Origin of the sequence: Streptomyces sp. NPDC058375 (genome assembly GCF_042723425.1) — a bacterium.
Lineage (GTDB): Bacteria > Actinomycetota > Actinomycetes > Streptomycetales > Streptomycetaceae > Streptomyces > Streptomyces durocortorensis.
On the sequence record NZ_JBHXJG010000168.1, the window covers coordinates 1 to 16314 of the forward strand.

The 16314-nt window shown below is 71.9% G+C and carries 16 protein-coding genes; 11 read left to right on the forward strand and 5 right to left on the reverse strand.

The annotated features are described in order from the left end of the window. Positions 1–19: 19 nt before the first annotated feature. Complete coding sequence (locus ACFWM7_RS24110; RefSeq protein WP_383263747.1) at positions 20–1816, reverse strand: AMP-dependent synthetase/ligase; 1797 nt, start codon at positions 1814–1816, stop codon at positions 20–22. A gap of 278 nt (positions 1817–2094) precedes the next feature. Between ACFWM7_RS24110 and ACFWM7_RS24115 the strand changes: the two genes are divergently transcribed. From ACFWM7_RS24115 to ACFWM7_RS24140, 6 genes are all read left to right on the forward strand, one after another. Next, positions 2095–2901, forward strand: coding sequence for a metallophosphoesterase (locus tag ACFWM7_RS24115; RefSeq protein ID WP_383263750.1), 807 nt, complete (start codon positions 2095–2097; stop codon positions 2899–2901). A gap of 109 nt (positions 2902–3010) precedes the next feature. Then, a complete protein-coding gene (locus ACFWM7_RS24120) occupies positions 3011–3460 on the forward strand; it encodes an SRPBCC family protein (protein WP_383263753.1) in 450 nt (149 codons plus the stop codon). A gap of 5 nt (positions 3461–3465) precedes the next feature. Further along, positions 3466–4653, forward strand: coding sequence for an ArsA family ATPase (locus ACFWM7_RS24125; protein WP_383263756.1), 1188 nt, complete (start codon positions 3466–3468; stop codon positions 4651–4653). A gap of 82 nt (positions 4654–4735) precedes the next feature. Then, positions 4736–5206 carry a DUF5304 domain-containing protein gene (locus ACFWM7_RS24130; protein ID WP_383263759.1) on the forward strand — a complete coding sequence of 157 codons (471 nt, stop codon included), beginning with the start codon at positions 4736–4738 and terminating at the stop codon, positions 5204–5206. A 75-nt stretch (positions 5207–5281) separates the two neighbouring features. Then, positions 5282–6223 carry an ROK family glucokinase gene (locus ACFWM7_RS24135; RefSeq protein WP_205082230.1) on the forward strand — a complete coding sequence of 314 codons (942 nt, stop codon included), beginning with the start codon at positions 5282–5284 and terminating at the stop codon, positions 6221–6223. Positions 6224–6302: 79 nt separating this feature from the next. Further along, positions 6303–7055, forward strand: a complete 753-nt coding sequence (locus ACFWM7_RS24140) for an endonuclease/exonuclease/phosphatase family protein (RefSeq protein WP_383263761.1) — start codon at positions 6303–6305, stop codon at positions 7053–7055. 124 nt (positions 7056–7179) lie between these two features. Here ACFWM7_RS24140 and ACFWM7_RS24145 read toward each other — a convergent pair whose 3' ends face one another. Then, entirely contained in the window at positions 7180–7875 is a 696-nt protein-coding gene (locus ACFWM7_RS24145; RefSeq protein ID WP_383263764.1) for a hypothetical protein, read from the reverse strand. Continuing rightward, positions 7868–8647: an alpha/beta hydrolase gene (locus ACFWM7_RS24150; RefSeq protein WP_383263767.1), complete on the reverse strand. Its 780-nt coding sequence runs from the start codon at positions 8645–8647 to the stop codon at positions 7868–7870. The genes ACFWM7_RS24145 and ACFWM7_RS24150 overlap by 8 nt, the downstream gene beginning before the upstream one ends. 221 nt (positions 8648–8868) lie before the next feature. Between ACFWM7_RS24150 and ACFWM7_RS24155 the strand changes: the two genes are divergently transcribed. From ACFWM7_RS24155 to ACFWM7_RS24170, 4 genes are all read left to right on the forward strand, one after another. Then, entirely contained in the window at positions 8869–9639 is a 771-nt protein-coding gene (locus ACFWM7_RS24155) for a lysophospholipid acyltransferase family protein (RefSeq protein ID WP_383263770.1), read from the forward strand. Between the two features lie 30 nt (positions 9640–9669). After that, positions 9670–10923, forward strand: a complete 1254-nt coding sequence (gene macS / locus ACFWM7_RS24160) for a MacS family sensor histidine kinase (protein WP_383263773.1) — start codon at positions 9670–9672, stop codon at positions 10921–10923. Continuing rightward, positions 10920–11624, forward strand: coding sequence for a response regulator (locus ACFWM7_RS24165; RefSeq protein WP_383263776.1), 705 nt, complete (start codon positions 10920–10922; stop codon positions 11622–11624). Before macS ends, ACFWM7_RS24165 begins: the two co-directional genes overlap by 4 nt. An 84-nt stretch (positions 11625–11708) precedes the next feature. Next, a complete protein-coding gene (locus tag ACFWM7_RS24170) occupies positions 11709–12704 on the forward strand; it encodes a 2-hydroxyacid dehydrogenase (RefSeq protein WP_383263779.1) in 996 nt (331 codons plus the stop codon). A gap of 3 nt (positions 12705–12707) precedes the next feature. On the opposite strand, the gene ACFWM7_RS24175 is transcribed toward ACFWM7_RS24170, so the two are convergent. Together ACFWM7_RS24175 and ACFWM7_RS24180 are read right to left on the reverse strand one after the other, a co-directional pair. Beyond that, complete coding sequence (locus tag ACFWM7_RS24175) at positions 12708–14609, reverse strand: anthranilate synthase family protein (RefSeq protein ID WP_383263782.1); 1902 nt, start codon at positions 14607–14609, stop codon at positions 12708–12710. A 125-nt stretch (positions 14610–14734) separates the two neighbouring features. Continuing rightward, positions 14735–14803: a trp operon leader peptide gene (locus ACFWM7_RS24180; protein WP_106429850.1), complete on the reverse strand. Its 69-nt coding sequence runs from the start codon at positions 14801–14803 to the stop codon at positions 14735–14737. A 103-nt stretch (positions 14804–14906) separates the two neighbouring features. On the opposite strand from ACFWM7_RS24180, the gene ACFWM7_RS24185 reads away from it, so the two are divergent. Then, a complete protein-coding gene (locus ACFWM7_RS24185; RefSeq protein WP_205082237.1) occupies positions 14907–16253 on the forward strand; it encodes a class II 3-deoxy-7-phosphoheptulonate synthase in 1347 nt (448 codons plus the stop codon). The last annotated feature ends 61 nt before the right edge of the window (positions 16254–16314 follow it).

The following is a 16314-nucleotide window of genomic DNA, read 5'->3' on the forward strand; positions in this document are numbered from 1 at the left end:
GGCCCCTCCGCCGTAACCCTCAGGCGCGGTAGATCGACTCCACCTCGTCCGCGAAGTCCTTCGCCACCACGTTCCGCTTCAGCTTCAGCGACGGCGTGATGTGGCCCGCCTCCTCGGTGAACTGGGCGGGAAGAATACGGAACTTGCGCACCGACTCCGCCTTGGAGACCGCCGCGTTGCCGTCGTCCACCGCCCGCTGCACCTCGGCCAGCAGCTCCGCGTCCTCGCGCAGCGACAGGGCCGTCGAGCCGACCGGCTTGCCGTGCTCCTCGGCCCAGCGGCCCAGGAACTCCTCGTCCAGCGTGACCAGCGCGCCGACGAACGGGCGGCCGTCGCCGACCACCATGCACTCGGCGACCAGGGCGTGCGCGCGGATGCGGTCCTCGATGACGGCCGGGGCGACGTTCTTGCCGCCCGCCGTCACGATGATCTCCTTCTTGCGGCCGGTGATCGCGAGGTAGCCGTCCTCGTCGAGCGTGCCGATGTCCCCGGTGTGGAACCAGCCGTCGGCCAGCGCCTCGGCCGAGGCCGACTCGTTCTTCCAGTACCCGGTGAACAGGTGCTCGCCGTGCAGCAGCACCTCGCCGTCGTCCGCGATCCGCACCACGGAGCCGGGCAGCGGCTGGCCGACCGTGCCGATCTTCGGCCGGTCCCACGGGTTGAACGCGGTCGCCGCACAGGTCTCGGTCAGCCCGTAGCCCTCCAGGACCGTGAAGCCGATGCCCCGGTAGAAGTGGCCGAGCCGCTCGCCCAGCGGGGCGCCGCCGGAGATCGCGTACTCGCCGCGGCCGCCGAGCACCGCGCGGAGCTTGCCGAAGACCAGCTTGTCGAAGAGCTTGTGCTTGAGCTTCAGCCCCAGGGCCGGGCCCTGCGGGGTGCTCAGCGCGCGGCTGTAGGCGATCGCCGTGTCGGCGGCCCGGTCGAAGATCTTGCCCTTGCCGTCCGCCTGCGCCTTGGCGCGGGCCGCGTTGTAGACCTTCTCGAAGACCCGGGGCACGCCCAGGACCAGCGTCGGCCGGAACGAGGCCAGCTCGTCGGTGAGGTTCTTGATGTCGGGGACGCAGCCGAGCTTGATCGGGGCCATCACCGAGGCCACCTCGACCAGCCGGCCGAAGACGTGCGCGGCGGGCAGGAAGAGCAGCACCGAGCACTCGCCCGTACGGAACAGCGGCTTCAGCCGCTCCACCACGTTGCCGCACTCCGCGAAGAAGCTGCGGTGGGTGAGCACACAGCCCTTGGGGCGGCCGGTGGTGCCCGAGGTGTAGACGATCGTCGCCGGGTCGTCCGCCTTGGCGCTGCGGGCGCGCAGGTCCATGGTCTCGTCCGAGACCTCGGCCCCCGCCTTGCCCAGCGCCTCGACCGCGCCCGCGTCGATCTGCCAGACGTGCGCCAGCTCCGGCAGGGCGTCCCGTACGGAGGCCACGGAGGCGGCGTGCGCGTCGCTCTCCACGAGCACCGCCACCGCCCCGGAGTCACCGAGGATCCACTGCACCTGCTCGGCGGAGCTGGTCTCGTACACCGGCACGGTCACCGCGCCCGCGCTCCAGATCGCGAAGTCCAGCAGCACCCACTCGAAACGGGTGCGCGACATCAGGGCGACCCGGTCGCCGGGCTGCACGCCCGAGGCGATCAGCCCTTTGGCGGCTGCTCTCACCTCGGCCAGGAACTGGGTGGCGCTGACGTCCGTCCAGACGCCGGCCACCTTGCGGCTCATCACCGCGACTTCGGGATGCTGAGCGGCATTGCGGCGGATGAGATCCGTCAGGTTGCCGTCCGTCGGGACCTCGTACAGGGCCGGAAGGCTGAACTCGCGCAAGACTGCTGCTCCTCATCGGGCTCCGGTGCCACGGCTCTGTGTGACGCACCGGCTGCGGTCCAAGATTGGCGGGTGCTCAGTGGGGTGAGCACGACTGGACTGCCCGGACGTTACCCACCGGTACTCGGTTCCGGATAGGGGGTTCCGGCCAGATGTCTTATGCATCACACATATAAATGGCCCTTTCGCGCACAGTAGTCCACTGCCGTCCCGACGTGGAAGTAACCGCAGGTCCGGACGGTCTACCAGGGACGGAAGCCGCCCTCTAGGGTGATCGCATGCGAGGCAGCGAACCGGACAGCCGGACCCCGGCCACCAGGCCGACCCGGATCCATGTGGTCAGCGACGTGCATGGCAACACCGAGGCCCTGGCCCGCGCCGGGGACGGCGCCGACGCCCTGATCTGCCTCGGTGACCTGGTGCTCTTCCTCGACTACGCCGACCACTCGCGCGGCATCTTCCCCGACCTGTTCGGCAAGGAGAACGCCGACCGCATCGTCGCCCTGCGCACCGCCCGCCGCTACGAGGAGGCCCGCGCCTTCGGCCGCGAGCTGTGGGCCGGCCGCGACCGCAACACCGAGATCCTCGGCGCCGTACGCAAGCAGTACGCCGAACTCTTCGCCGCCTTCCCCACTCCGACGTACGCCACCTACGGCAACGTCGACGTCCCCGACCTCTGGCCCGAGTACGCCCGCCCCGGCACCACCGTGCTCGACGGCGAACGCGTCGAGATCGGCGGCCGGGTCTTCGGCTTCGTCGGCGGCGGCCTCAAGACCCCGATGAACACCCCGTACGAGATCAGCGACGAGGAGTACGCCGCCAAGGTCGAGGCGCTCGGCGAGGTCGACGTCCTCTGCTCGCACATCCCGCCCGAGGTCCCCGAGCTGACGTACGACACCGTCGCCCGCCGCTTCGAACGGGGCAGCACCGCCCTGCTGGAGGCGATCCGCACCACCCGCCCCCGGTACGCGCTTTTCGGCCATGTTCACCAGCCGCTGGTCCGCCGGATGCGGATCGGCACCACCGAGTGCGTCAACGTCGGCCACTTCGCCTCGACCGGAACGCCCTGGGCGCTGAGCTGGTGAGCGCGGGCGGCCGGGCCGTGGACCGGAGCGCTCCGGGCACGCGATAGCCTGCACAGCGGCAGGCTCCTGCCGACAGCGACCGGTATCACCGCACTGGAGGGCCACGGCGATGGCTGAACACACCAGCTCGAGCATCACGATCGAGGCGGCGCCGGCCGACGTCATGGGCGTGATCGCCGACTTCGCCCGCTACCCGGAGTGGACCGGCGAGGTGAAGGAGGCCGAGGTCCTCTCCACCGACGACCAGGGCCGCGCCGAGCAGGTCCGCCTCGTCCTGGACGCCGGAGCGATCAAGGACGACCACGTCCTCGCCTACACCTGGACCGGCGAGAGGGAGGTCAGCTGGAGCCTCGTCAAGTCCCAGATGCTGCGCTCCCTCGACGGCACCTATGCGCTGGCCCCGATCGGCGGCGGCGAGCGCACCGAGGTCACCTACCGGCTCGCCGTCGATGTCAAGATCCCACTGCTCGGCATGATCAAGCGCAAGGCCGAGAAGGTCATCATCGACCGCGCCCTCGCCGGTCTGAAGAAGCGCGTCGAGTCAGCCCCGGGGGCCTGAGAGACGTGCGTACGGTCCTGGTCACCGGCCCCGGCGGCGCGGGACGCACCACCGTCGCGGCGGCCACCGCACTGGCCGCCGCCGCACACGGCAGCCGCACACTGCTGATCTCCGCCGAAGCCATACCCGGCTTCCCCGCCGCCACGGAACCCACCCGGGTCACCGACCGCCTCGACCACGCGCGCATCGACTCCGGCGAGCACTTCCGCGCCGAACTCACCGAACTCCAGAACCGCGCCTCCGGCGTCCTGGACCTGCTCGGCGCGGGCCGGCTGGCGGGCGAGGAGCTCACCGAACTCCCCGGCTCCCCGCAGCTCGCCCTGCTCCACACCCTGCGCCGCGCCGCCGAGGGCGACTGGTCCGGCTACGACACCCTCGTCGTCGACCTCCCGCCGCTCACCGAGGCCCTCGCCCTGCTCGCCCTCCCGGAACAGCTCCGGCGCTACCTGCGCCGCCTGCTCCCCGCCGAACGCCAGGCCGCCCGCGCCCTGCGCCCCGTCCTCGCCCAGCTCGCCGGGGTTCCGATGCCCGCGCAGTGGTTGTACGAGGCCGCCGCCCGCAAGGACGAGGAGCTGGCCGCCGTCCAGGCCCTGATCGAGGACTGCTCCACCACGCTCCGGCTGGTCGCGGAGCCGGGCCCCACCGCCGAGGACGCCCTGCGCTCAGCCCGGACCGGCCTCGCCCTGTACGGGCTGAGCGCCGACCTGCTGGTCGCTTCCCGCGTCCTGCCCCGGCACTCCTCGGACCCTTGGTTCGCCGCGCTCGCCGCCCAGCAGGAGAAGTGCCTGGACCACTGGCACCAGGACGTCGCACCGGACCTCCCCGTCCACGAGGCCGCCCACCTGGGCCGCGACCCCGAGGGCCCGGAGGACCTGGCCGCGCTGGGGATCCCCGCCCCCGACGACCGGACGCCCGGCCGGGCCGGCGACCCCTGGTGGACCGAGGAGGAGCCCGGCGCCGAGGAAACGCCGATGGTCCTCACCTGGTGCCTGCCGCTGCCCGGGGCCGCCAAGGAGGACCTGCGCCTGGTCCGCCGGGGCGACGAACTGCTCCTGACCGTCGGCCCCTTCCACCGGATCGTGCGGATCGCCTCCGCGCTGCGCCGCTGCACCGTCTCCGGCGCGGCCCTGGCCGACGGGGTGCTGAGGGTGAGGTTCACGCCGGACCCGGCCCTGTGGCCGCGCACCTCCTGAACGGCGTGCGGCCATTCGGGTAACGTCGGTAGTACGTGAACCGCAGGCCGACCGTCGGCCGCCCGCGTCGCAGGAGTCCGCCATGAGTGAAGCCACCGATCGTCCCGTCGACGGCGACGCGTGGGCCGACGCCTGCGCCGAGGACCTCGCGGCCGAGAAGGCCCGCCGCCGTGCCGAGTACGGCCCGCAGCCCGGATCCGCCGCCGAGGAACTGCGCAAGCTGGTCGACGCCGTCGCCGACAAGGTCTCCTCCCTCCAGACCCCGCTGCTCGGCGTCGCCGCCCAGGGCGCGGTCCAGCAGGCCATCCGGCAGGCGAAGTCCGCCGTCGAGCCGGTCATCGAACGCAACCCGCAGCTCTTCGACCACCTCGCCGCCGCGGGCAACGAACTGCTCGCCGCCTACCGCTCCGCGGTCGAGGGCCAGGAGAGCCGCTGGACCCGCACCACCGAGGGCGCTTCGGGTGCCGCGGGCCCCTCGAAGAGGGCCGCCGAGGACCCCTCCGACCCCCGGGACGAAGGCCCCTCCGGCACCGAACGCATCGACCTGGACTGACCGGCTCCGGCCGGTGCCGGGCGCGGCCTCGGGTACGGTTGCCCCTAGCGGGGCTCGACCGAAACTGAGGGATTCATGGGACTCACCATCGGCGTCGATATCGGCGGCACGAAGATCGCGGCTGGAGTGGTCGACGAAGAGGGCCGGATCCTCTCGACGTTCAAGGTGGCGACCCCGCCGACGGCCGAAGGCATCGTCGACGCGATCTGCGCGGCGGTCGCCGGGGCGAGCGAGGGTCACGACGTGGAGGCCGTCGGCATCGGCGCCGCCGGTTACGTCGACGACAAGCGCGCCACCGTCCTGTTCGCACCGAACATCAACTGGCGTCACGAGCCGCTCAAGGACAAGGTCGAGCAGCGCGTCGGCCTGCCCGTCGTCGTCGAGAACGACGCCAACGCCGCGGCCTGGGGCGAATACCGCTTCGGGGCCGGCCAGGGCCACGACGACGTCATCTGCATCACGCTCGGCACCGGCCTCGGCGGCGGCATCATCATCGGTAACAAGCTGCGCCGCGGACGCTTCGGCGTGGCCGCCGAGTTCGGCCACATCCGGGTCGTCCCGGACGGTCTGCTCTGCGGCTGCGGCAGCCAGGGCTGCTGGGAGCAGTACGCCTCCGGCCGCGCCCTCGTCCGGTACGCGAAGCAGCGCGCCAACGCCACCCCCGAGAACGCCGCCGTCCTGCTCGGCCTCGGCGACGGCTCGGTGGACGGCATCGAGGGCAAGCACATCAGCGCGGCCGCCCGCCAGGGCGACGCGGTGGCCATCGACTCGTTCCGCGAGCTGGCCCGCTGGGCCGGCGCCGGACTGGCCGACCTCGCCTCGCTGTTCGACCCGTCCGCGTTCATCGTCGGCGGCGGCGTCTCGGACGAGGGCGAGCTCGTCCTCGACCCGATCCGCAAGTCGTTCCGGCGCTGGCTGATCGGCGGCGAGTGGCGCCCGCACGCCCAGGTGCTGGCCGCCCAACTCGGCGGCAAGGCAGGGCTCGTGGGCGCGGCCGACCTGGCCCGCCAGGGCTGAGCAGCCTCTCGTACGACGCATCGGGCGCCCGTCGCCGCCCTCCGGGGCAGCGGCGGGCGTCCGCCGTATCGTGGCCCGCATGGTCCTGACGCCCCTGCCCGACTCCCGTACCGAGCCGGACGGTTCAGCCGTGATCCGGGTGCTGAGCTACAACGTCCGCTCGATGCACGACGACACCGCGGCCCTGGCCCGGGTCATCCGCGCCTGCGCGCCCGATCTGGTCCTCGTCCAGGAGGCCCCGCGCTTCTTCCGCTGGCGCAAGGCGGCGGCCCGGCTCGCCAGGAGCAGCGAGCTGGTGGTGCTGAGCGGCGGGGCCGCCGCCGCCGGGCCCCTGTTGCTCTGCTCGCTGCGGGCGTCCGTCGAGCGCACCGAGGACGTCCTGCTGCCGCTCACCCCCGGCCTGCACCGCAGGGGCTTCGCCACTGCCGTCGTGCGGATCGCCGGGGCCCGGCTCGGGGTGCTGAGCTGCCATCTGAGCCTCCAGCGCGATGAACGCCTCGCCCAGGCGGACCTGCTGCTGGAGCAGTTGGCCTCGATGGGCGTGGAGCACGCGGTGGCGGGCGGCGACCTCAACGACGTACCGACCGGGAAGGCGTTCCGGCGCCTGGCCGGGAAGCTTCAGGACTGCCGGGCCGTCGCCCCGTGGGGCGGCGAGCTGACATTCCCGCCCGAAGAGCCCCGTAAGCGCATCGACGCCGTCTTCGCGACCCCGGGCATCGAGGTGCTCGGCTGCGGGGTTCCGAGCGGGTTGCCCGGGGTGGGCGAGGACGACCTGAGGGCGGCCACGGACCATCTGCCGGTCCTGGCCGCCCTCAGGGTGCCTGCCGGGTGACGGTCACACGACCGCTGCCCTCAGGGTGCTTGCCGGGTGACGGTCACACGACCGCTGCCCTCAGAGTCCCCGCCGGGTGACGGTCACACGACCGCTGCCCTCAGGGCCCCCGCCGGGTGAGCGGCTACACCACCGCCCCGCGCCCCGGGTCGCCGTAGGTGTCGTCATCGTCGTCGTGCGGCATCCGGGCCACCAGGGTGGCGAAGCCGCCGAGGAAGCCGCCGATGCAGAGCGTGGTGAGCCACCACGTCATCTCCCACTGGAGCAGCACCGCGATCAGCATCAGCACCGGACCGCCGATCACCGCGAGCCAGGCGAACTTCGCCGTGACGTCGGCCTCCGGCAGCGGCGGCGGCTCCGGGGGCACGAAATGGCCCTCGTCCCCGTCGTCCGGCTCGTCGATGCCGTCGTCCTTGGACTCGGGCAGCTCGTAGTCGCGCGGGCCGGCGACGCCGGGCGCGAAGACCACCGAGCTGCCCAGCGCCTTCTTCTCCGGCGGCTTCGGGGGCGTCTTGTCGGACCCCTTGTCCGCCGGATCCCCGGCGGAGCCGTCCTTCGGCCCCACCACATTGCGCTGGTCGTCCTCCAGCAGGGCCAGGTCCTCGACGGCCTTGAACGGCTTGGCGCCCGGCGGATCCGGCGGCTCCTCCCCGTACCCCGCGACGATCGCGGCCCACGCCGCGTCCTCGTCGATCGCCCGCTCCTGCTCCGCTCCACCGTCCCCCGCCGGCTTCGTCCCCTCCGGGACGGCCGCGGGCTCGGTGGGGCGCGGCTCGCGCTCCTCGTCGCTGCCTGTGCGTTCCGCGTCGTGCTCAGCCACCGGACGTGCTCCCCTTCATCCCGACGCTCGGTGCGAGACGGCCGATGAACCGGTAGCTCTCATCGAAGATCCGCTCCGCATCATGGTCCAACGTCGCCACGTGGTAGCTCTGTTCCAGGAGGATCTCCGAAACATCCGTGGAGGAGATCCGGCTCAGGATCCGCGCGCTGTCCGCGGGCGGCACGACATGGTCCTGCGGGCTGTGCAGCAGCACCACGGGCTGGGTCACCTGGGGCAGGTCCCCGTCGACCAGCCGGAAGAACTTCCGCACCGAGTGCGCGGCGTGCAGCGGCACCTTGGTGTAGCCCACCTCGTGCGAGCCCGGCAGCGCGATGTCGTCGGTCAGGCCCTTCGTCGTCCGCACCAGATGACGGGCGAGGGGCAGCGCGTACGCCGAGAGGCCGTGCACCTTGTTGGCCGGGTTGACCAGCACCAGACCGCTGATCGCGTCCCCGTGCTTGGCCGCGAGCCGCAGGGACAGCGCGCCGCCCATGGACAGCCCGAAGACGAAGACCTGCGCGCACTTCTCCCGCAGCACGCGCAGCTCCCGGTCCACCTCCGCGTACCAGTCCTGCCAGCCGGTGACCGCCATGTCCTCCCAGCGGGTGCCGTGGCCAGGCAGCAGCGGCAACGAGACGGTCAGCCCGCGCTCGGCGAGGTAGTCCGCCCAGGGGCGCAGCGACTGCGGTGATCCGGTGAAGCCATGACAGAGGAGGACGCCGACCTCTCCGCCCTCGTGGCGGAACGGCTCGGCTCCAGGAAGGACCGGCACCAGGGTCTCCTGTTCGTGGGACGGGCGGGGGAGGGCGCACCTGGGGGCGTGCTTGACGGATGACTTCACCGTACGCGACCGGACCGACACCGACCAGGTCCTTCACGCCCCCGCGAACGCCCCGCACGGCCCGGCCGACAAGAGCGTCGTCCCCGGCCGGGCGGCGGCCGCGACAACCTCACAGGCTAAGGTCTACCGACAGCACACAGGAGGCACCAGAGTTGATCTACGGCGCAATGAAGTTCTCCATCGGCGGGTCTCTGAAGCTCGCCTTCCGGCCGTGGGTGGAGGGCCTGGAGAACATCCCCGAGCGCGGTCCGGCGATCCTCGCGAGCAACCACCTGTCGTTCTCCGACTCGTTCTTCCTCCCGGCCGTGCTGGACCGCAAGGTCACGTTCATCGCCAAGGCCGAGTACTTCACCGCCCCCGGGGTGAAGGGCAAGCTCACCGCCGCCTTCTTCAAGGGCGTCGGCCAGCTCCCCGTCGACCGTTCCGGAGCCCGCGGCGCCGGTGAGGCGGCGATCAAGGCGGGCATCCAGGTCGTCGAGAGCGGCAACCTCTTCGGCATCTACCCCGAAGGCACCCGCTCGCCCGACGGCCGCCTCTACCGGGGCAAGCCCGGCGGGCTCGCCCGGGTCGCGCTCGCCACCGGAGCGCCCGTGATCCCGGTCGCCATGATCGACACCGAGAAGATCCAGCCGCCCGGTCAGGTGATGCCCAAGATCATGCGCCCCGGCATCCGGATCGGCAAGCCGCTGGACTTCAGCCGCTACCAGGGCATGGACGGCGACCGCTTCATCCTGCGCTCGGTGACCGACGAGGTCATGTACGAGATCATGAAGCTCTCCGGCCAGGAGTACGTCGACGTCTACGCCACCGCCGCCAAGCGCCGGCTCGCCGACGAGGCGAAGGCCAAGGCCGAGGAGGCCAAGCGCGAGCGGAAGCAGGCCGCCGCGAGCAACGAGAACGGAACGGAACGGTCCGGCGCGTAACCGCGTCGTTCACCGTCCGGGGGGTGTGCCATGGCCAAGCGTGAGCGGGTCGTACGCATGTCGGTCGAGCTGCCGCTGTGGCGTGCGCTGACGGGCTACCGCGTCCTGACGATGATCTACGCGGTACTGCTCGCGATCTTCGGCAAGGACAACCTCGGCCGGGAGCGGTTCGAGCGGCCCTGGGTGGCCGTCGCGTACCTGGCCTTCCTCTTCGTCTGGACGCTCGCGACCCTCCCCAAGGTCCGCTCGGCGGCGAACTGCACCAAGCGCTTCCTCGTCGCGGACCTGGTCGTCGCGCTGACCGGCATCCTGCTCACCCCGCTCGCCGACGTCGACTCCCAGTCCTTCGACGGCCCGACGCTGCCCTCGATCTGGACGGCCGGCGCGGTCCTCGCCTTCGCCATCAAGGGCGGCTGGCGGTGGGCGGCCTTCGCCTCCACCTTCGTCGCCGTCGCCAACATCATCCAGCGCGGCGAGCCCAGCCGGGACACCTACCACAACGTCCTGCTGGTCTGGGTCGCCTCCATCGCCATCGGATACGTCGTCGAGGTCGCCCGCGCCAGTGAACGCACCCTGGCCCGTGCCCTGGAGATCGAGGCCACCACCCGCGAACGCGAACGGCTCGCCCGCGACATCCACGACAGCGTGCTCCAGGTCCTCGCCATGGTCCAGCGCCGCGGCGCCGCCATCGGCGGCGAGGCGGCCGACCTGGGCCGGATGGCCGGGGAACAGGAGGTCGCCCTGCGCACCCTGGTCTCCAGCGGCCTGGTCCCGCCCACCCGGGTCTCCGAGGACGCCGCCGAGGGCGCCGTGGTCCGCACCGTCGAGGTCGACGAGGAGCAAGGCCCCGGCGACGGGGGCGCCGTGGACCTGCGCGCCCTGCTCGCCCCGCACGCCGGATCCCGTACGAGCTTCGCCGAACCGGGCGCCCCGGTCCTGCTCCCCGCCGCCTCCGCCCGGGAGCTGGCCGCCGCCGTCAGCGCCGCTCTGGACAACGTCCGGGTGCACGCGGGCCCGGGCGCCCAGGCGTGGATCCTGGTCGAGGACGAGCCGGACGAGGTGATCGTCACCGTCCGCGACGACGGCCCCGGCATCCCCGAGGGCCGGCTCGCCCAGGCGGAGGGGGAGGGGCGGCTCGGGGTCGCGCTCTCCATCCGCGGCCGGCTGCGCGACCTGGGCGGCACGGCAGAGCTGATCTCGGTGCCCGGACAGGGCTGCGAGGTCGAGTTGAAGGTTCCCAGAGCACCGAAGGTTTCCCGGGGGAAGGCAGGAACGGCCCGATGAGCACGCAGAACACACCACAGGGCGAGCAGGGGGCCGCGGACCGGCCCATCAGGGTCATGGTCGTCGACGACCACCCCATGTGGCGCGACGCGGTCGCCCGCGACCTGGCCGAGTCCGGCTTCGACGTCGTCGCGACCGCCGGGGACGGCCCGCAGGCGGTCCGCCGGGCCAAGGCCGTGAACCCGGACGTCCTGGTCCTCGACCTGAACCTCCCCGGCATGCCCGGCGTCCAGGTCTGCAAGGAGCTCGTCGGCTCCCACCCCGGCCTGCGGGTCCTGGTCCTCTCCGCGAGCGGCGAGCACGCGGACGTCCTGGAGGCGGTGAAGTCCGGGGCCACCGGCTATCTGCTGAAGTCCGCCTCCACCCAGGAGCTGACCGACGCCGTCCGCTCCACCGCCGCCGGCGACCCCGTCTTCACCCCGGGCCTGGCCGGCCTGGTCCTCGGCGAGTACCGCCGGCTCGCCTCCGACCCCGTACCCGTGGCGTCGAACGAGCCCAAGGCCCCGCAGCTCACCGACCGGGAGACCGAGGTGCTGCGGCTCGTCGCCAAGGGGCTCTCGTACAAGCAGATCGCCGAGCGCCTGGTCATCTCCCACCGCACCGTGCAGAACCATGTGCAGAACACCCTCGGCAAGCTCCAGCTGCACAACCGGGTGGAGCTCGTGCGGTACGCCATCGAGCGCGGCCTCGACGACGTCTGATCCGGCGGGGGCGGGGCCGTGGCCGTATATTCGCGCTGACCGGCCCTGCCCCGTCCCGCCCCCAGACACAGCTCGGGAGTACCCGTGGAAATCCTGGCCTTCGGTGTGCAGTCCGACGAGAAGCCCCTGATCGAGAAGGCCTTCGCGGGACTGCACGAGGTTCGCTGCCTGGACGTCTTCCTCAACCGGGACACCGCCCCCATCGCGGTCGGCCACGAGATCATCTCCACCAGCGTCAACGCCGACCTGAGCGCCCCGGTGCTCCAGACGCTCGCCGCCGGCGGCACGCAGATGATCGCCCAGCGCTCCACCGGCTTCAACAACATCGACCTGGAGGTCGCCGAGCGCCTCGCCCTGCGCGTCGCCCGGGTCTCGTACTACTCGCCGTACTCCGTCGCCGAATTCGCCTGGGCCCTCGCCATGGCCGTCAACCGGCGCATCATCCGCGCCGCGAGCCGCACCCGGGACTTCGACTTCCGCCTCGACGGGCTGCTCGGCCGGGACATGCGCGGCCGGACCGTCGGCGTGCTCGGCACCGGCAAGATCGGCGAGGCGTTCACCCGGATCGCCCACGGCTTCGGCATGAAACTGCTCGGCTGGGACGTGGCACAGAACCCGGCCTGCGTCGAGCTGGGCATGGAGTACGTGGAGAAGGAGCGGCTGTTCGCCGAGGCCGACCTGATCAGCCTGCACGTGCCGCTGCTGCCCAGCACCCAGCACATCATCGACGAGGCCGCCCTCAAGGCGATGAAGGACGACGCGATCCTCGTCAACTCCAGCCGGGGCGGCCTCATCGACACCGCCGCCCTGGTCACCGAACTGCGCGCGGGCCGCTTCCTCGGCGTCGGACTCGACGTGTACGAGGCGGAGGCCGGGCTGTTCTTCCTGGACAAGTCCCTGGAGGGCATCGACGACGACACCCTCGCCCGGCTGGTGACCTTCCCCAACGTCGTCGTCACCTCCCACCAGGCGTACTACACCGAGGACGCGGTGGGCCAGATCGTCGACGCGACCGTCCAGAACGTCACCGACTACCTGTCCCGGCGGACCAGCGAGAACGTGCTCGTGCCGAGGACCTGAGGCTCAGCCCGGTACGGGCAGCCCCGCCAGCAGCTCTGTCACGATCGCCGAGCCCCGCACGGTCAGCACCGACTCCGGGTGGAACTGCACCGAGGCGAAGCCCGGCCCCCGCAGCGCGTGCAGCTCCCCGCTCTCCTCGTCACGGCTCAACTCGATCCCGTGCGCGGCCAGCTCGACGGCGGCCGGTCCGTCGCACCGGGCGGTGAAGCTGTTGTAGAAGCCGACCGTCTCCGGCCGCCCGAACAGCTCGATCCTGGTCTGCGCCCCCTGGTACGGCACCGTCTTGCGGACGATCTCCAGGCCCAGTTCCGCCGCGATCAGCTCATGCCCGAGGCAGACCCCCAGCAACCCCTGCCGGTGGTCCCGTACCAGCTCGGCGGCCATCTCCCGCAGCAGCCGCATCTTGGGGTCGGCGAGGTCGCCCGGATTGCCCGGGCCGGGGCCCAGCACCACGGGCCCCTCGTGCGCCCGGACCACCTCGCGCAGCCCCGGCTCGTCGTAGCGCCGTACCGAGACGTCGAGCCCGGACGCCCGCAGCAGATGGGCCAGCATCGCGGTGAACGTGTCCTCGCCGTCCACCACCAGGGCGTGCCCGGACAGGTCCCGGACGCGCTCCTGCATCCGCAGCCAGAACGGGGCGAGCCCCCCGCGCCGGTCGTCCAGCGCCGCCTGCACCCGGGGGTCGGAGGCGAGGCGCGGCCGGCCCGCCTCCGCCGCCGGGCGACCGGGCCGCACGCCGAGAGCGGCCAGCACCCCGGCGGCCTTGGCGTGCGTCTCGGCCACCTCGCTCTCCGGGTCCGAGTGACGTACGAGCGTGGCCCCGACGGGCACCTTCAGCGAACCGTCGGGAGCGATGTCGGCGGTCCGGATCAGGATCGGCGAGTCCAGCGTCTGCGCCCCGTGTCCGTCCCGGCCCAGCAGGGCCAGCGCCCCCGCGTAGTAGCCGCGGCCCCCGGACTCGTACCGCTCGATCACCCGGCACGCGTTCTGCACCGGGGAGCCGGTCACGGTCGCCGCGAACATCGTCTCGCGCAGCACGTCCCGTACGTCCAGCGAGGACTTCCCGCGCAGCTCGTACTCGGTGTGCGCGAGGTGGGCCATCTCCTTGAGCCGGGGGCCGACCACCACCCCGCCCATGTCGCCCACCGTGCACATCATCTTCAGCTCCTCGTCGACCACCATGGACAGCTCCTCGCTCTCCTTGCGGTCCCCGAGGAACGCCAGCAGGCTCTCCGCGGTGGGCCCCTCGGCCGGGTAGCGGTACGTCCCGCTGATCGGGTTCATCACGACCGTCCCGCCCGACATCCGCACATGCACCTCGGGGCTGGCTCCCACCAGCGTCCTGTCCCCGGTGTGCACCACGAACGTCCAGTACGCGCCCCGCTCGCCCGCCAGCAGCCGCCGGAACAGCGCCAGCGCGTCCGCCCGCCCGAACCCGGGGATCTCGCCCCGGAACGTCCGCCGGATCACGAAGTTCGCGCCCTCGCCCTGCCCGATCTCGTCCCGGATCACCCGCCGCACGATGTCCGCGTACTCCCCGTCCGGCACGTCGAAGCCGCGGTCCTTCACCGCCACGTCATGGGCGGGCAGGGCCGCCAGTACCTCCGCGAGCTCCAGCTTGTGCGTCTCGTCGGCGACCAGCACGCTCAGCGGGGTGCCGTCGTCGCGGACATCGAAGCCGCGCTCGGCGATCTGCCGGAACGGCACCAGGGCCAGCGCGGCCGCCGCGCCCACCGGCAGATCGGCCAGCCGGTCCACCTCCCGCACCCCGCCGATCAGCAGTTCGACGTGATCGTGGTCACGGCCGGGCGTGCGGCGGCGCAGCAGCGCGAACGGCGGGGCGTCGTCGGCGAGCAGTCGGCGGATGAGGTCGGAGACGGTGCGGGGCGCGGCGGTACGGGACATGGACGGGTTCCTTCCGGATGGTCCGTACGAGGGCCTCGTACGGAGTGCGCGGGGGAGAGGAACGGCCCGGAAACGCAGAAAAGGCCGCCCCTCGGGCGGCCTTCGCGAAGTGTCAGCGCGATGAATCAGCGGGCCGCCGGATGAGCGGTCCACCACCAGTTCTGGATCGAGATCTGGATCTGTTGCGTCGACATGCTGCGACCCTAGCGGACGTTCCGGGGCGCCGGAGCGGGTGTCTCAACCAGTGAGCGTTCGAATGGACGCCCTCCGCGACCCCGTAATGTTGTGCTTGTGACCGTGAACGCCAATACCTCCGTCGCCGGTGGCAACACCTGGCGAGACCTTCCCGCGGCGCAGCAGCCCGAGTACCCCGACTCCGAGGCCCTGCGCGATGTACTCGCGGACCTCGCGTCGTATCCCCCGCTCGTCTTCGCGGGCGAGTGCGACCAGCTGCGCGCCCGCATGGGAGCCGTCGCCAAGGGCGAGGCGTTCCTGCTGCAGGGCGGCGACTGCGCCGAGGCCTTCGACGCCGTGTCCGCCGAGCACATCCGAGCCAAGCTGAAGACGCTGCTCCAGATGAGTGCCGTCCTGACCTACGCCGCCTCCGTGCCGGTCGTCAAGGTCGGCCGGATCGCGGGCCAGTACAGCAAGCCGCGCTCCAAGTCGACTGAGACCCGCGACGGCGTGACCCTGCCGACCTACCGCGGCGACTCGGTGAACGGCTTCGCCTTCACCGAGGAGGCCCGGATCCCGGACCCCGCGCGGCTGAAGCAGATGTACCACGCGTCCTCCTCCACGCTGAACCTGGTGCGCGCCTTCACCACCGGCGGCTACGCCGACCTGCGCCAGGTCCACGCCTGGAACCAGGACTTCGTGAAGTCGTCCCCCGCAGGACAGCGCTACGAGGCCCTGGCCCGCGAGATCGACAACGCGCTCAACTTCATGAAGGCGTGCGGCACCGACCCGGCCGAGTTCAAGGCGGTCGAGTTCTACGCCTCGCACGAGGCCCTGCTGCTGGACTACGAGACGGCGCTGACCCGCACCGACTCGCGCACCGGCGAGCTGTACGACACCTCCGGCCACATGGTCTGGATCGGTGAGCGCACCCGACAGATGGACGGCGCGCACATCGAGTTCGCCTCGAAGATCCGCAACCCGATCGGCATCAAGCTCGGCCCGACGACCACCGTCGACGAGGCCCTCGGCTACGTCGACCGCCTCGACCCCGAGCGCGAGCCGGGCCGGCTGACCTTCGTCGTCCGGATGGGCGCCGACAAGGTCCGCGACAAGCTCCCCGAGCTGGTCGAGAAGGTCACCGCCTCCGGCGCGACCGTCGCCTGGGTGACCGACCCGATGCACGGCAACACCTTCGAGGCCGCCTCCGGCCACAAGACGCGCCGCTTCGACGACGTCCTGGACGAGGTCAAGGGCTTCTTCGAGGTCCACAAGGGCCTCGGCACCCACCCGGGCGGCATCCATGTGGAGCTGACCGGCGACGACGTCACCGAGTGCGTGGGCGGCGGCCACGAGATCTTCGTCGACGACCTGCACCAGCGGTACGAGACGGCCTGCGACCCCCGCCTCAACCGCAGCCAGTCCCTCGACCTGGCCTTCCTCGTCGCCGAGATGTACCGCGACCAGTAGTCGGCAGACCGGGAGAATTCCCGGTCGGCGCACCTGTGGGGCACGGATCCATGTGATCCTG

Coding starts and splice junctions, on each gene's coding strand:
- ACFWM7_RS24165 (WP_383263776.1), top strand. CDS start 10,920: ATGAGCACGCAGAACACACCACAGGGCGAGCAGGGGGCCGCGGACCGG.
- ACFWM7_RS24175 (WP_383263782.1), bottom strand. CDS start 14,609: ATGTCCCGTACCGCCGCGCCCCGCACCGTCTCCGACCTCATCCGCCGA.
- ACFWM7_RS24140 (WP_383263761.1), top strand. CDS start 6,303: ATGGTCCTGACGCCCCTGCCCGACTCCCGTACCGAGCCGGACGGTTCA.
- ACFWM7_RS24130 (WP_383263759.1), top strand. CDS start 4,736: ATGAGTGAAGCCACCGATCGTCCCGTCGACGGCGACGCGTGGGCCGAC.
- ACFWM7_RS24115 (WP_383263750.1), top strand. CDS start 2,095: ATGCGAGGCAGCGAACCGGACAGCCGGACCCCGGCCACCAGGCCGACC.
- macS (WP_383263773.1), top strand. CDS start 9,670: ATGGCCAAGCGTGAGCGGGTCGTACGCATGTCGGTCGAGCTGCCGCTG.
- ACFWM7_RS24120 (WP_383263753.1), top strand. CDS start 3,011: ATGGCTGAACACACCAGCTCGAGCATCACGATCGAGGCGGCGCCGGCC.
- ACFWM7_RS24135 (WP_205082230.1), top strand. CDS start 5,282: ATGGGACTCACCATCGGCGTCGATATCGGCGGCACGAAGATCGCGGCT.